The sequence below is a fragment of the Burkholderia sp. RF4-BP95 genome (assembly GCF_001521985.1).
GTDB classification, from domain to species: Bacteria; Pseudomonadota; Gammaproteobacteria; order Burkholderiales; family Burkholderiaceae; genus Burkholderia; species Burkholderia diffusa.
Genome location: NZ_LOSX01000002.1, coordinates 16,233 through 31,438 on the forward strand (window position 1 = coordinate 16,233; position 15,206 = coordinate 31,438).

Consider the following 15,206-nt stretch of genomic DNA (forward strand, 5'->3'; position numbering starts at 1 on the left):
AAATGCCGGCATGCGCCGGCATCGATTGGAAGAACCGGCGGCCGCACGCGCGGGCCGCCGCAACTCACATCACTGACTCGAAGCTGCGAACGAAGCGGCACGCGAATGCGCGCCGCCGCCGATCATGACAGCTTCCCGTGACATTGCTTGTACTTCTTGCCGCTGCCGCACGGGCACGGGTCGTTGCGGCCGACCTTCGGCATCTCGCCGCCGGGGCCGCTGTGGGTCATCGCGCTGCCGACCATGTCGGCCGTCGCCGTGGCCGCGGTGGCGGCTGCGACGTTCGCGACCGGCGCGCCGGATTCCGCGTAGTCGGCATGCTGATACTCGACGTTCTCGAGATGACCGCCGCGCTCCTCGATCTGCTCGGCGGCTTCCTCGAGCTGCTCCGGCGACTGGATCTGCACGTTCATCACGATGCGCGTGACTTCCTGCTTGATCGCCTCGAGCATCGCGGCGAACAGCTCGAACGCTTCGCGCTTGTATTCCTGCTTCGGGTTCTTCTGCGCATAGCCGCGCAGGTGGATGCCCTGGCGCAGGTGGTCGAGCGCCGCGAGGTGCTCGCGCCACAGGCGGTCGACCGTCTGCAGCATCACCGAGCGCTCGAACGCGCTGAACGATTCGCGGCCGACCATCGCGACCTTCGTCTCGTACTGCTCGTCGGCGGCGGTCGTCACCGCTTCGAGAATCTCCTCGGCCGTGATCGACGACGACTCGTTCACCATTTCCTGGATCGCGAGGTCGAGTTGCCAGTCGTTGCGCAGCGCTTCCTCGAGCTCGGGCACGTCCCACTGTTCCTCGATGCTGCCTTGCGGCACGAACTGGTGGACGACTTCGGCGATCACGCCATGACGCATCGCCGAGATCGTCTCGGTGATGTCGTGGGCTTCGAGCAGTTCATTGCGCTGCTGATAGATCACCTTGCGCTGGTCGTTCGACACGTCGTCGTATTCGAGCAGCTGCTTGCGGATGTCGAAGTTGCGCGCTTCGACCTTGCGCTGCGCGGACTCGATCGAACGCGTGACGATGCCGGCCTCGATCGCCTCGCCTTCCGGCATCTTCAGGCGATCCATGATCGAGCGCACGCGGTCGCCCGCGAAGATGCGCAGCAGCGGATCGTCGAGCGACAGGTAGAAGCGCGACGAGCCCGGGTCGCCCTGGCGGCCCGCGCGGCCGCGCAGCTGGTTGTCGATCCGGCGCGATTCGTGGCGCTCGGTGCCGATGATGTGCAGGCCGCCCGCGGCCTTCACCTGCTCGTGCAGCGTTTCCCACTCGTCGTGCAGCTGCTTGATGCGGCGCGCTTTTTCGTCGGCGGGGATCGCGTCGTCGGCGTCGATGAACGCAGCCTGCTTCTCGGCGTTGCCGCCGAGCACGATGTCGGTACCGCGACCGGCCATGTTGGTCGCGATCGTGATGCGGTTCGGACGGCCGGCTTCCGCGACGATCGCGGCTTCACGCTCGTGCTGCTTCGCGTTCAGCACCTCGTGCGGCAGGCCTGCCTGCTTCAGCAGGTGCGACAGCAGCTCGGAGTTCTCGATCGACGTCGTGCCGACCAGCACCGGCTGGCCGCGCTCGTAGCAGTCGCGAATGTCGCGGATCACCGCGTCGTAGCGCTCCTTGGCCGTCTTGTAGATCTGGTCCTGCTTGTCGATCCGCTTCGGCGGGCGGTTGGTCGGGATCACGACCGTCTCGAGGCCGTAGATCTCGTTGAATTCGTACGCTTCGGTGTCGGCCGTACCGGTCATGCCCGCGAGCTTCGCGTACATGCGGAAGTAGTTCTGGAACGTGATCGAGGCGAGCGTCTGGTTCTCGCTCTGGATCTTCACGTGTTCCTTCGCCTCGACCGCCTGATGCAGGCCGTCGGACCAGCGACGGCCCGCCATCAGGCGGCCCGTGAATTCGTCGACGATCACCACTTCGCCGTTCTGCACGACGTAGTGCTGGTCCTTGTGGAACAGCGTGTGCGCGCGCAGCGCGGCGTACACGTGGTGCATCAGCGTGATGTTCTGCGGCGCGTACAGGCTTTCGCCCTCGCCGATCAGGCCCCACTCGGCGAGCAGCCGCTCGGCCTTCTCGTGGCCCGACTCCGTCAGGAACACCTGGCGCGCCTTCTCGTCGAGCGTGTAGTCGCCCGGCTTCTCGACGCCCGTGCCGTCGGCCTTCTCCTCGCCGATCTGGCGCTCGAGCAGCGGCGGCAGCGCGTTCATCCGCACGTACAGTTCGGTGTGATCTTCCGCCTGGCCGGAGATGATCAGCGGCGTACGCGCCTCGTCGATCAGGATCGAGTCCACTTCGTCGACGACCGCGAAGTTCAGTGCCCGCTGCACGCGCGCGTCGGTCTCGTAGACCATGTTGTCGCGCAGGTAGTCGAAGCCGAACTCGTTGTTCGTGCCGTAGGTGATGTCCGACGCGTAGGCCTGCTGCTTCTGGTCGTGCTCCATGCCGGACAGGTTGATGCCGACCGACAGACCGAGGAAGTTGTAGAGGCGCGCCATCCATTCGGCGTCGCGCTGCGCGAGGTAGTCGTTGACCGTCACGACGTGCACGCCACGGCCGGCCAGCGCATTCAGGTAGACGGGCAGCGTCGCGACGAGCGTCTTGCCCTCGCCGGTGCGCATTTCCGCGATCTTGCCGTAGTGGAGCACCATGCCGCCGATCATCTGCACGTCGAAGTGGCGCATCTTCAGCACGCGGCGGCTCGCCTCCCGGCAGACCGCGAACGCCTCGGGCAGCAGCTTGTCGAGCGACTCGCCGCCCGCGATCCGCTGGCGGAACTCATCCGTCTTGCCGCGCAACTGGTCGTCCGTCAGCTTCTCGATCTGCGTTTCGAGCGCATTGATCGTCGCGACGGTCTTTTGGTATTGCTTGACGAGCCGCTGGTTGCGGCTGCCAAAAATTTTCTGGAGAAAACCGGTTGTCATCGGATCGGATCCTGCGTCGCAGCACCGGCGCCCGGCGCGCGTTGCGCGCCCCGACGCCCGAGCCTCGGCGGCTTAGCGAATTAGTGGAATCAAACGAGGAATTTTAGCACGCGAGGAAGCATGCGCCGGTGTCCCGGCCGGACTCGCGCCGCACGCCAAACCCGTGCAGGCAATCGGGCGCATGGCCCGAAAGCCGCCCGTGCGCGAGCCGGCGCGGGTACAATCGGCGTCAACGTCCGCGCCCGTGCGCGCCCGAAGAATGCCTCGATGAACCGATTTTCCAAGCGTTTCGGCCCGCTCGCCGCGTATCGCCCGCAACCCGTGTCCGAAGTGCTCAACCGCACCGACGCGTTCGCGGCGCTGCGCGCCGGCGTCGAACAGGTCGCGTCGCTGCAGCGCGACCTGGCCGCGCTGCTGCCCGACTATCTCGCGAATCACGTCGAACCGGGCTCCATCAAGGACGGCACCCTGACCCTCTTTGCCGCGCACAATGCGCTCGCCGCCCGGCTGCGGCAGGTCGAGCCGCGCCTGCTCGCCGATCTCCAGAAGCGCGGCTGGCCGGTCTCGGCGCTGCGCGTGCGCGTGCGTCCGAAGGACGCGCCGGAACCCCCGCATGTGAAGCAGGCGCGCATGACGACCGTCGGCGCCACCGCGTTGCGCGACCTCGCCGATCACCTCGAGCCGTCGCCACTGCAGGCTGCACTCGCGCGAATGGCCGCGCGGCACGGTGCGAAGTCGTCGCGCTGAGTGCGCGCCGCCCCCGCGGGCCTGACGCCCAACAAAAAAGCGACCCGAAGGTCGCTTTTTTATCGCGGGTGGCGAACGCCGATCAGGCGAAGGCCGTCTGCGTGTCGAACGCGAAGCCGCTCGGCGCGGCTTGCGGATCGTCGAACGTGACGATCTCGTACGCGTCCTCGTGCGCGAGCAGTTCGCGCAGCAACGCGTTGTTCAGCCCGTGACCCGACTTGTATGCGGTGTACGACGCCAGCAGCGGATGGCCGACCACGTACAGGTCGCCGATCGCGTCGAGCATCTTGTGCTTCACGAATTCGTCGTCGTAGCGCAGCCCGTCGTTGTTCAGGATCCGGTATTCGTCGAGCACGATCGCGTTGTCCATGCTGCCGCCGCGTGCGAGACCCAGCTCGCGCATCATTTCGACTTCATGGGCAAAACCGAACGTGCGCGCACGCGCGATCTCGCGCACGTACGACGTGTTCGCGAAGTCGACCTCGAGTTCCTGGCCGGTCTTGTCGACGGCCGGGTGACGGAAGTCGATCGTGAACTTCAGCTTGAAGCCGAAATACGGATCGAGACGCGCGAATTTGTCGCCGTCGCGGATTTCGACCGGCTTCTTCACCTGGATGAAGCGCTTCGGCGCGTTCTGCTCCTCGATGCCCGCGGACTGGATCAGGAACACGAAGGACGCGGCGCTGCCGTCCATGATCGGGATTTCCTCGGCCGTCACGTCGACGTAGAGGTTGTCGATGCCGAGGCCGGCACACGCCGACATCAGGTGTTCGACGGTCGACACGCGCGCACCATCCTTCTGCAGCACCGACGCGAGCCGCGTGTCGCCGATCGACATCGCGGATGCCGGAATGTCGACGGGCGTGGGCAGGTCGACGCGCGAGAAAACGATCCCCGTGCCCGGCGCGGCCGGGCGGAGCGTCAGTTCGACCTTGCGGCCCGAGTGGAGACCGATGCCCACGGTCTTCACGATCGATTTGATGGTGCGCTGCTTCAGCATGATGTTCTTCATCTTGATTGAGAATATCAATCAGGAGTTATATTCGATAGATGGGATTATAGCGTAATTCCCTATTCAACGCTGTTTGAAACTGCGTATCAATCTGTTTCGACTGTTTACCCGCGCCGATACGGGACGGGCCGATGCCCGGAACGGAGGCGTTTCCGGTCATCGGCCCGTGTTACAACTGCCCTGAGGCCGGTGCGCAGCGTTGCCGGCAGGCAACGGCGCACCGCACGGTCAGGACGTCAACGTCGCGAGCACGCTCGCCGCATCGCTCACTTCGAACTTGCCCGGCGCTTCGACGGCCAGCGTCTTGACCACACCGTCGTCGACCACCATCGCGTAGCGCAGGGAACGGATTCCCATGCCACGCGCGGACAAATCCTGCGTCAGCCCCAGCGCATGAGTGAAAGCAGCGCTGCCGTCCGCCATCATGCGCACCTTGCCCGCGGTGTGCAGATCACGTCCCCATGCGCCCATCACGAATGCGTCGTTGACGGACACGCACCAGAGCTCGTCGATGCCCGCCGAGCGCAGTTGCTCGGCGTGCTCGACATAGCCCGGCACATGCTGCGCCGAACAGGTCGGCGTGAAAGCGCCCGGCAATCCGAAGATCACCACCCGCTTTCCCGCAACCTGATCGCGCACGCTGCAGGCATTCGGCCCCAGCGTGCAGCCTTCGCGCGCGTCGTCGATGAACTCGAACAGTTGCGCGTCGGGCAGCGCGTCGCCCACTTGAATCATGGCTGGTCCCTCATAGCGATACGGTTTTTCGGCGTATTGCGGACAGCACGTCCCATCCCGCTCCGCTCATGCGAAGAGGGCACGTTTCCCGGCCCGGCGTCGCATTCGACGCGGCCTGTCGTGGTCCGTGGCATCCGTCACGCCGGCGTTACCGCGGCAATCTCGTCGATCGCGCCGCGGCTTCGCCTGTGTGTGCGTCGTCAGTCAGCCTGCTTGCGCAGGAAAGCCGGGATGTCGTACGTGTCGACACCCTTCTCCTGCAGCGCCTGCACGTGCGATGCCGCGGTTTCGCGCGAGTTGCGCCACACCGCCGGCGTATCGAGCGCGCCGTAGTCGGCCGTGCTGACGTGCTGCGGTTGCGCATAGCCGTGCGAGACCGCACTGACCGGCTGGTTGTCGGTACCCGTGCGCAGCAGCGTCATCGGAGCCGATTGCTGCTTCTTCGCCGCACGGCCCAGACCCGTCGCCACGACCGTCACGCGCAGTGCATCGCCCATTGCGTCGTCGTACACCGCACCGAAGATCACCGTGGCGTCTTCCGCCGCGTAGCTCTTGATCGTGTTCATCACTTCACGCGTTTCCGACAGGCGCAGCGAACGGCTCGACGTGATGTTGACCAGCACGCCGCGCGCGCCCGACAGATCGACGCCTTCGAGCAGCGGGCTCGCCACGGCCTGTTCCGCCGCGAGGCGTGCGCGATCGACGCCGGCGACCGTCGCCGTGCCCATCATCGCCTTGCCCTGCTCGCCCATCACGGTCTTCACGTCTTCGAAGTCGACGTTCACGAGGCCATCGACATTGATGATTTCGGCAATGCCTGCAACCGCGTTGTTCAACACGTCGTCCGCGCACTGGAAGCACTTGTCCATCTCGGCGTCATCGCCCATCACGTCGAACAGCTTGTCGTTCAGGACGACGATCAGCGAGTCGACGTGATCCTCCAGTTGCTGCGAGCCTGCTTCCGCGACGCGCATGCGCTTGCCGCCTTCGAATTCAAACGGCTTGCTGACGACACCCACCGTCAGGATGCCCATCTCCTTCGCGATCTGCGCGACCACCGGCGCCGCGCCCGTGCCCGTGCCGCCACCCATGCCGGCCGTGATGAACACCATGTGCGCGCCACGCAGCGCGTCGGCGATGCGCTCGCGCGCCTCTTCCGCCGCCGCCTTGCCCATTTCCGGCTTCGCGCCGGCGCCGAGGCCGGTGTTGCCGAGCTGAATCACGGACGGTGCGCGCGCGCGCGACAACGCCTGTGCGTCGGTGTTCATCACGATGAAGTCGACGCCCTGTACGCCACGGTTGATCATGTGCTGAACGGCATTGCCGCCAGCGCCGCCAACGCCGACCACCTTGATGATGGTGCCGTTGGTTTCGGTTTCCAGCATTTCGAATTCCATTGTTGCCTCCGTCAAGAAAATAAAACTACTCGGCCGTTATTCGGCAGGAGATCGGGCAACCCCCTGTCGCGCGCCAGCCGCCGGCACCGGCGCGAATTTCGATTCGGTTCGTCAGAAGTTGCTCAGGAACCATTCCTTCATCCGCGAGAAGATCTGCCCCGCGTTGCCGGACTGCACGGCGACCTTGCGGCCGCGCATGCGCTGAGCACTGCCTTCGACGAGCAGGCCCATCGCCGTCGAGTAGCGCGGATTGCGCACCACGTCGGCGAGGCCGCCTGCGTATTCCGGCGCGCCGATGCGCACCGGTTTCAGGAAAATGTCTTCGCCGAGCTCGACCATGCCCGGCATCATCGAAGCCCCGCCGGTAATGACCACGCCGGAGCTCAGCAGTTCTTCGTAACCCGACTCGCGCACGACCTGCTGCACGAGCGAGAACAGTTCCTCGACGCGCGGCTCGATCACGGCCGCGAGTGCCTGGCGCGACAGCGTGCGCGGGCCGCGTTCGCCGAGGCCCGGCACTTCGACCATCTCGTCCGGATCGGCGAGCGCCTGCTTCGCGATCCCGTAGCCGACCTTGATGTCTTCCGCATCCGGCGTCGGCGTGCGCAGCGCCATCGCGATGTCGCTCGTGATCTGGTCGCCGGCGATCGGAATCACCGCGGTATGGCGGATCGCGCCTTCGGCGAAGATCGCGATGTCGGTCGTGCCGCCGCCGATGTCGACCAGCACCACGCCGAGATCCTTTTCGTCTTCCGTCAGCACGGCCAGCGACGACGCGAGCGGCTGCAGGATCAGGTCGTTCACTTCCAGCCCGCAGCGGCGCACGCACTTGACGATGTTCTGCGCGGCACTGACCGCGCCCGTCACGATGTGCACCTTCACCTCGAGGCGGATGCCGCTCATCCCGATCGGCTCGCGCACGTCTTCCTGGCCGTCGATGATGAATTCCTGCGTGAGGATGTGCAGCACCTGCTGGTCGGTCGGGATGTTGATCGCCTTCGCGGTCTCGATCACGCGCGCGACGTCCGTCTGCGTGACTTCCTTGTCCTTGATCGCGACCATCCCGCTCGAATTGAAGCTGCGGATATGGCTGCCGGCAATCCCCGTGAACACGTTGGTGATCTTGCAGTCGGCCATCAGCTCGGCTTCCTCGAGCGCGCGCTGGATCGACTGCACGGTGGCCTCGATATTGACCACCACGCCCTTCTTCAGACCCTTCGATTCGCTCTGGCCGAGGCCGATCACCTCGTAATGGCCTTCGCCCTTCAGCTCGGCGACGATGGCCACCACCTTCGACGTGCCGATGTCGAGGGAAACCAGCAGATCCTTGTAGTCTTTGCTCATAAAGTGCTCTTGCGTGTGATCTCTCGTTACTTCTTGCGCTTGTCGGTATCGGTCAGGAACCGCATGCCTGCCGCACGAATCGCGAATCCGTTCGGATAACGCAGGTCCGCGTACTCGATGTCGTTGCCCCAACGCTCCGTGACGGCCGGCCACGCGGCGACGAGGCGCTGGCTCCGGTCATGCAGGGTCTCGCTGGTGCGCTCCTTGCCCAGCTCGACCTGCATGCCGTTCGACAGCTTCACCGTCCACGCGTAGCGCGCCGACAGCGTCACTTCTTCCGGCGCCGCCTTCAGCGGCGCAAACCAGTTCGTGAAGTCGCGATACCGCGTGACGACTTCCTTCGCACTGCCCTCCGGGCCGTCGAACGCCGGCAGTTCCTGATCCAGTTCGCCCTGGTTCGCGGTGAACAGCTCGCCGTCGACGCTCACGAGCTGCGCGCTGCCCCAGGTTCCGAGCGGTTTGTACTCCTCGAGCGTGACAGCCAGCGCATTCGGCCACACCCGGCGCACGCTCGCGTGGCGCACCCACGGCATCTGCTCGAACGCGGCACGCGCCGTATCGAGATCGACCGTGAAGAAATTGCCCTTCAGCCGGCCGACCACGCCCGCACGCACCGTCGGCGTGTTGATGTGCTCGGTGTCGCCGTCGATCCGGATTTCGCGCAGCGCGAACGTCGGACGCTGGATCAGCCAGTAGCAGCCGGCCGCCGCCAACACGAGCAGCAACAGCGCGTACAGCGCGCTGGCGGCAAGGTTGAGTTGGCGAACGTTGTTCCACATACGTCGTTCCGTTCCTGCGTCAGTCGTTGAGCGTAAGCGACAGCACCTTCACGACCAGCTCCGAATAGCTGATGCCGATCGACCGCGCGGCCTTCGGCGGCAGCGAGTGGTCGGTCATCCCGGGGGCCGTGTTCACTTCCAGGAAATACGCGTTGCCGGCGGCATCGAGCATGAAGTCCGCCCGACCCCAGTCGGTGCAGCCGAGCACGTCGAACGCGCGGCGCGCGATGCGCTTCAGTTCCGTTTCCTGTTCCGCGGGCAGCCCGCACGGAATCAGGTACTGCGTATCGTCGGCGACATACTTCGCGTGGTAGTCGTAGAACTCGCCGGCCGGCACGATCTTGATCAGCGGCAGGTCGAGATCGCCGGCGATGCACGCGGTGTATTCGCCGCCGCCTTCGATGCTCTTCTCGACGATCACGATCTTGTCGTGCGTCGCCGCTTCCGACAGTGCGGCGGGCAACGCGTCGGCCGTCTTCACCTTCAGCACCGCGACGCTCGAGCCCTCGCTCGCCGGCTTCACGAATAGCGGCAGACCGAGCTTCGCGACGATGTCAGCCGCGCGCGCCGCGTAGTCGTCGCCGCGCATCACCGTCTCGAACGGCGGCGTCGGCACGCCCGTCTGCTGCCACACGAGCTTCGTGCGGAACTTGTCGAGGCCGAGCGCCGAGCCGAGCACGCCGCTGCCCGTGTAGCGGATCCCGTAGAAATCGAGCGCGCCCTGGATCTGGCCGTTCTCGCCGTAGCCGCCGTGCAGCGCGTTGAACGCGCGCACGAAGCCTTCGTCCTTCAGCGCCGACAACGGCCGCTCGGCCGGGTCGAACGGATGCGCGTCGACGCCCGCGTCACGCAGGCCCTGCAGCACGAGACGGCCCGAGGTGAGCGACACCTCGCGCTCGGCGGATTCGCCGCCGAACAACACCGCCACCTTGCCGAAACGTTTCGGATCGATCCCGCTCATGTCATGCCTTCTGTTGTGTGTGTTGCACGAGCTTCGCCGGCACGCCGCCGATCGAACCCGCGCCCATCGTGATCACCACGTCGCCGTTCTGCGCGACCTTGGCCAGTGCGTCCGGCACGTCGTCGACCGTCGCGACGAACACCGGGTCAACCTTGCCCACCGCGCGCAGCGCACGCGACAGCGCGTCGCCGTTGGCCGTCGCGATCGCCGCTTCGCCCGCGGCATAGACTTCCGTCAGCACCAGCGCGTCGACCGTCGACAGCACGTTGACGAAGTCGTCGAAGCAATCGCGCGTGCGCGTGTAGCGGTGCGGCTGGAACGCCAGCACGAGGCGGCGGCCCGGGAACGCGCCGCGCGCGGCCGCGATCGTCGCGGCCATCTCGACGGGGTGATGGCCGTAGTCGTCGATCAGCGTGTAGTGGCCGCCGTCCGCGCTCGGCACCTCGCCGTAGCGCTGGAAGCGTCGGCCGACGCCGTTGAATTCCGCCAGCGCCAGCTGGATCGCGTCGTCCGCCACGCCGAGATCGGTCGCGATCGCGATCGCCGCGAGCGCGTTCTGCACGTTGTGCAGGCCCGGCAGGTTCAGCACCACCGCGAGCGGCGCACGGCCTTCGCGGATCACCGTGAAGTGCATGCGGCCGTCGCGCGCGTCGATGTCTTCCGCACGCACCTGCGCGTCCGGCGACAGCCCGTAGCGCACGACCGGCTTCGAGATGAACGGGATGATCTGCCGCACGTTCGGATCGTCGACGCACACCACCGCGCTGCCGTAGAACGGCAGGCGCTGCGTGAATTCGATGAACGCCTGCTTGAGCCGCGCGAAATCGTGGCCGTAGGTGTCCATGTGATCGGCGTCGATGTTCGTGATGACTTCGATCACCGGATACAGGTTCAGGAACGACGCGTCCGACTCGTCGGCCTCGGCGACGATGAAGTCGCCCGTGCCGAGCCGCGCGTTCGCGCCGGCGCTGATCAGCCGGCCGCCGATCACGAAGGTCGGGTCCAGCCCGCCCGCCGCGAGCACGCTCGCGACGAGGCTCGTCGTCGTGGTCTTGCCGTGCGTGCCGGCGATCGCGATCCCCTGCTTCAGGCGCATCAGCTCCGCGAGCATCACCGCGCGCTGCACGATCGGCACGCGCTGGTGGCGCGCGGCGAGCACTTCGGGGTTGTCCGAGCGCACGGCCGTCGACACGACGACCGCGTTCGCGCCCTCGATGTTCGCCGCGTCGTGCCCGATCGCGATCCGCGCGCCGAGCGCCGCGAGACGATCGGTCACCGCGTTGCGCGACAGGTCGGAGCCGCTGACCTCGTAACCGAGGTTGACGAGCACTTCGGCGATGCCGCTCATGCCCGCGCCGCCGATCCCGACGAAATGAATGTGTTTGACGATGTGTTTCATTGCAGTTGTTCCAGGTTCGCGCCAGCCACCTTCGCGCAGACGCGCGCGACTTCGTCGGTGGCCTCGGGCTTCGCCAGCGAGCGCGAACGCTCCGCCATGTCCGCGAGCGACGCCCGCGACTGGCCGCGCAGCCAGTCGGCAAGCAGTTCCGCCGACAGGTCGCGTTGTTGCACCAGCACCGCCGCGCCCGCATCGGCGAGGAACGCGGCGTTGGTCGTCTGGTGGTCGTCGACCGCGTACGGGAACGGCACGAACAGCGCCGCCACGCCCACCGCCGCGATTTCCGACACCGTCATCGCGCCGGAGCGACAGATCACGAGATCCGCCGCCGCGTACGCGGTGGCCATGTCGTCGATGAACGGCACGAGCCGCACGTCGTCGCCGCCGGTGAATCCGGCCGCTTCGTAATTCGCCTTCAGCGCGTCGATGTGCTTCGCGCCGGCCTGGTGCACGATGCGCGGGCGCTCGCCCGGCGCCAGCAGCGCCAGCGCGCGCGGCACGACTTCGTTCAGCGCGGCGGCGCCGAGACTGCCGCCGACGACCAGCACGTTCAGCGGGCCGCTGCGCGACGCATAGCGTGCTTTGGGCGTTTCCGTGCGCGCAAGTTCCGCGCGAATCGGGTTGCCGGTCCATTCCGCGTGCGGCAGTGCGCCAGGGAACGCAACGAGCACGCGCTTCGCGAATTTCGCGAGCACCTTGTTCGCGAGACCGGCGATCGAATTCTGTTCGTGCAGCACGAGCGGGCGGCCCGACAGCGCGGTCATCACGCCCGCCGGGAACGTGATGTAGCCGCCCATCCCGAGCACGACGTCCGGCCGCACGCGGCGCAGCGCGCCGAGACTCTGCCAGCATGCGCGCAGCAGGTTGAACGGCAGCGTCAGCTTGGTCTTCAGGCCCTTGCCGCGCAGTCCGCCGAAGCGCACGTATTCCATCGGAATGCCGTGCTTCGGCACGAGCGTCGCTTCCATCCCGGCCGGATTGCCGAGCCACACGACGCGCCAGCCCGCCGCTTCCATCCGGTGCGCGACGGCGAGCCCCGGGAACACGTGGCCCCCGGTGCCGCCTGCCATCACCATCAGCGTGCGTCGCGACGCGGTCATACCTTCCCTCCCCGCATCAATACGCGATTTTCATAGTCGACCCGCAACAGCACCGCAAGCGCGACACAGTTCAGCAGGATGCCCGAGCCGCCGTAGCTCACGAGCGGCAGCGTCAGGCCCTTGGTCGGCAGCAGGCCGAGGTTCACGCCCATGTTGATGAACGTCTGCGCGCCGAACCAGATGCCGATGCCCTTCGCCATCAGGCCCGCGAACGTGCGGTCGAGCGCGAGCGCCTGACGGCCGATCTCGAACGCGCGGCGCACGATCCAGTAAAACAGCAGGATCACGACCAGCACGCCGACGAAGCCGAGTTCCTCGCCGATCACCGCGAGGATGAAGTCGGTATGCGCTTCGGGCAGGTAGTTCAGCTTCTCGACGCTGCCGCCGAGGCCGACGCCGAACCACTCGCCGCGGCCGAACGCGATCAGCGAGTGCGTGAGCTGGTACGCCTTGCCCTGCGCATAGCGTTCGTCCCACGGATCGAGGTACGCGAAGATCCGCTCGCGACGCCACGGCGACAGCCATACGAGCATCGTGAAGGTGCCGACGGCCGTCGCGACCAGACCGCCGAACAGCTTGCCGTTCACGCCGCCGAGGAACAGCACGCCCATCGCGATCGCGGCGACCACCATGAATGCACCCATGTCCGGCTCGAGCAGCAGCAGCGCGCCGACGAGACCGACCGCGAACGCCATCGGCAGGAAGCCCTTCGCGAAGCTCTGCATGTATTCCTGCTTGCGCACCGTGTAGTTCGCCGCGTAGATCGTCACCGCGAGCTTCATGATTTCCGACGGCTGCATGTTCGTGATGCCGAGCGGAATCCAGCGGCGCGCACCGTTCACCCCCTTGCCGACGTGCGGGATCAGCACGATCACGAGGCCGACCAGTGCGATCAGGAAGAGATGCGGCGCGTATTTGTCCCAGGTCGACACGGGCACGCGGAACGCGATCACCGCCGCGATGAACGCGACGCCAAGCGACACGCAGTGGCGCATCAGGAACGCATAGTCGTGATACGACGCGTATTTCGGCGAATCGGGCATCGCGATCGACGCCGAGTACACCATCACCACGCCGAGCCCGAGCAGCGCGATCGCGACCCACAGCAGCGAGTAGTCGAAATCGAGCATCCGCGAGCGGCTCGGCCGCACGCCGTTGACGACGCTCGCGAGGCCGCCGGTCGCGGCGCGCGTGGCCGACGCGACGCGGCCGCCAGCGGCATTGCCGCCGGTGTCGCGCCGGTCGTTGAAACGGGAGACGAGGCGATCGGACCAGCTCATGGCGTCGCTCCTTTGTCGATGGCGATTTCATCCACCGCCGCGCGGAACACATCCGCGCGATGGGCGTAGTTCCTGAACATGTCGAGGCTCGCGCACGCGGGCGACAGCAGCACCGCATCGCCCGGCTCGGCGAGGTCGGCGGCGGCATGCACCGCGCCTTCGAGCGTCGCGTGGTCGGCGAGCGGCACGCCGGTTTCGGCGAGCGTGTCGCGAATCGCCGGCGCATCGCGGCCGATCAGCATCACCGCACGGCACCAGCGCGCGACCGGCGCGACCAGTGGCGCGAAATCCTGCCCCTTGCCGTCGCCGCCGGCGATCAGCACGGTCTTCTGTGCCAGCCCGTCGAGCGCGGCCACCGTCGCGCCGACGTTCGTTCCCTTGCTGTCGTCGACGTAGTCCACGTCGTCGATCGTCGCGATCACTTCGACGCGATGCGCCTCGCCGCGATATTCGCGCAGCGCGTGCAGCAGCGGCGCGGCCGGCAGGTCGATCGCGCGCGCAAGCGCGAACGCGGCCAGCGCGTTCGCCGCGTTGTGCAGCCCGCGGATGCGCAGCGCGTCGGCCGGCATCAGGCGCTTCTGCGCGATGTCGGGCGTATGCGCGCCGTCGCGCTTGCGGCGACGGCTCGTCGTCGTCTCGTCCGGCGCGTCGCGGTCGACCGCTTCGACCAGCCACGCAATGCCGTTGTCGCGCGACAGGCCGTAGTCGCCGTCCTGCGTTGGTTCGTTCAAGCCGAACGTGACCGTGCGCGCCGCATCGACCGCGCCGGCGACCGGCGCGAACTTCATCACGGCCGCATCGTCGCGGTTGAGCACGCGCGTGGTCGTCGCGCCGAAGATCCGGCCCTTCGCGGCCGCATAGGCGTCGAAGCTGCCGTGCCAGTCGAGGTGATCCTGCGTGATGTTGAGGATCGCGGCCGCATCCGGCGCGAACGTGCGTGCCGTCTCGAGCTGGAAGCTCGACAGTTCGAGCACCCAGACGTCGGGCAACGCCGTATCGTCGATCGCGCCCGCGAGCCGGTCAAGCATCGCCGGGCTGATGTTGCCGGCGACGGCGACCTTCTTGCCCGAACGCTGGCACAGCAGGCCCGTGAGGCTCGTCGTCGTGGTCTTGCCGTTGGTGCCGGTGATCGCGAGCACCTTCGGCTGGTAGCCGCTCGTGCCGAGCGCGCGCAGCGCCTGCGCGAAGAATTCCAGTTCGCCCCACACGGCGATCGCGCGCTCGTTCGCGGCCGCGATCAGCGCCGCCAGTGCCGGTTCGAGCGGCGACAGGCCGGGGCTCAGCCCGACGATCTCGACGCCGCCGTCGAGCAGCGCAGGCGTGAACGGCCCGCCGACGAACTCCGCATCGATGCCTTCGGCCTGCAGCGCGGCAAGGTTCGGCGGCGCCTCGCGGGTATCGGCAATACGCAGCCGGCACCCGTGCCTCGCGCACCATCGCGCGATCGCGAGACCCGATTCCCCGAGCCCCAGTACGAGCACCATCGGCCGCTGCCGATCTCCAAACATCTCGCCAGACATCCTTGTTACCT

General features: G+C 66.9%; 12 protein-coding genes. 1 reads left to right on the plus strand and 11 read right to left on the minus strand.

What is annotated here, in order from left to right:
* Positions 1-122: 122 nt before the first annotated feature.
* Positions 123-2,921: a preprotein translocase subunit SecA gene (gene secA / locus WS46_RS00085; protein WP_059535177.1), complete on the minus strand. Its 2,799-nt coding sequence runs from the start codon at positions 2,919-2,921 to the stop codon at positions 123-125.
* 267 nt (positions 2,922-3,188) lie between these two features.
* Here secA and WS46_RS00090 point away from each other — a divergent pair, with 267 nt between their 5' ends.
* Entirely contained in the window at positions 3,189-3,668 is a 480-nt protein-coding gene (locus tag WS46_RS00090) for a DUF721 domain-containing protein (RefSeq protein WP_059535175.1), read from the plus strand.
* 82 nt (positions 3,669-3,750) lie between these two features.
* On the opposite strand, the gene lpxC is transcribed toward WS46_RS00090, so the two are convergent.
* The 10 genes from lpxC to murD form a co-directional block, all read right to left on the minus strand.
* Positions 3,751-4,668 carry a UDP-3-O-acyl-N-acetylglucosamine deacetylase gene (gene lpxC / locus WS46_RS00095; protein ID WP_059535496.1) on the minus strand — a complete coding sequence of 306 codons (918 nt, stop codon included), beginning with the start codon at positions 4,666-4,668 and terminating at the stop codon, positions 3,751-3,753.
* A 240-nt stretch (positions 4,669-4,908) separates the two neighbouring features.
* Positions 4,909-5,415, minus strand: coding sequence for a peroxiredoxin (locus WS46_RS00100; RefSeq protein ID WP_059535173.1), 507 nt, complete (start codon positions 5,413-5,415; stop codon positions 4,909-4,911).
* A gap of 200 nt (positions 5,416-5,615) precedes the next feature.
* Positions 5,616-6,812 carry a cell division protein FtsZ gene (gene ftsZ / locus WS46_RS00105; protein ID WP_011883181.1) on the minus strand — a complete coding sequence of 399 codons (1,197 nt, stop codon included), beginning with the start codon at positions 6,810-6,812 and terminating at the stop codon, positions 5,616-5,618.
* A gap of 111 nt (positions 6,813-6,923) precedes the next feature.
* Complete coding sequence (gene ftsA / locus WS46_RS00110; RefSeq protein WP_006752447.1) at positions 6,924-8,156, minus strand: cell division protein FtsA; 1,233 nt, start codon at positions 8,154-8,156, stop codon at positions 6,924-6,926.
* A gap of 26 nt (positions 8,157-8,182) precedes the next feature.
* Positions 8,183-8,935: a cell division protein FtsQ/DivIB gene (locus tag WS46_RS00115; protein WP_057926855.1), complete on the minus strand. Its 753-nt coding sequence runs from the start codon at positions 8,933-8,935 to the stop codon at positions 8,183-8,185.
* A 19-nt stretch (positions 8,936-8,954) separates the two neighbouring features.
* Positions 8,955-9,896 carry a D-alanine--D-alanine ligase gene (locus WS46_RS00120; RefSeq protein WP_059688957.1) on the minus strand — a complete coding sequence of 314 codons (942 nt, stop codon included), beginning with the start codon at positions 9,894-9,896 and terminating at the stop codon, positions 8,955-8,957.
* A gap of 1 nt (position 9,897) precedes the next feature.
* Positions 9,898-11,295, minus strand: coding sequence for a UDP-N-acetylmuramate--L-alanine ligase (murC, locus tag WS46_RS00125; protein ID WP_059688958.1), 1,398 nt, complete (start codon positions 11,293-11,295; stop codon positions 9,898-9,900).
* The gene (murG, locus tag WS46_RS00130) at positions 11,292-12,395 is read right to left on the minus strand and encodes an undecaprenyldiphospho-muramoylpentapeptide beta-N-acetylglucosaminyltransferase (protein ID WP_059535168.1); all 1,104 of its coding nucleotides are present in this window, start codon (positions 12,393-12,395) and stop codon (positions 11,292-11,294) included. The genes murC and murG overlap by 4 nt, the downstream gene beginning before the upstream one ends.
* Positions 12,392-13,675, minus strand: a complete 1,284-nt coding sequence (ftsW, locus tag WS46_RS00135) for a putative lipid II flippase FtsW (protein WP_059535166.1) — start codon at positions 13,673-13,675, stop codon at positions 12,392-12,394. Before ftsW ends, murG begins: the two co-directional genes overlap by 4 nt.
* Entirely contained in the window at positions 13,672-15,183 is a 1,512-nt protein-coding gene (gene murD, locus WS46_RS00140) for a UDP-N-acetylmuramoyl-L-alanine--D-glutamate ligase (protein ID WP_059688959.1), read from the minus strand. Before murD ends, ftsW begins: the two co-directional genes overlap by 4 nt.
* Between the last annotated feature and the right edge of the window lie 23 nt (positions 15,184-15,206).